Annotated in this window: 1 protein-coding gene; it reads right to left on the bottom strand. The window is 66.7% G+C overall.

Annotated features, from left to right (window positions below):
• Positions 1–258 (bottom strand): extracellular solute-binding protein (locus ABFX56_RS16180; protein ID WP_346234378.1); only part of this gene is annotated, 258 nt, incomplete at both ends.

The following is a 258-nucleotide window of genomic DNA, read 5'->3' on the forward strand; positions in this document are numbered from 1 at the left end:
TTGGACAGGAAGGTGAAGAACTGGGCGACGCCCTTGTAGTCGGCCGCCGGCTTGCCGGCGAAGACCCAGAGCGATGCGCCGCCGGGGATCGTGTTCTGCGGAGCGCCGGCCGCTTCCGGGTAGTAGGGCAGGGAGCCGATGCCGAAATCCATGCCGGCCTTGACCATGTCGCCGATGCCGCCGGACGATTCCGGCATCATGGCGCATTCGCCGTTGAGGAACTTCGCCTTGGCTTCCGACGTACGGCCGCCGTACTGG

The organism is Parafrigoribacterium mesophilum (genome assembly GCF_039652555.1).
GTDB lineage: Bacteria > Actinomycetota > Actinomycetes > Actinomycetales > Microbacteriaceae > Parafrigoribacterium > Parafrigoribacterium mesophilum.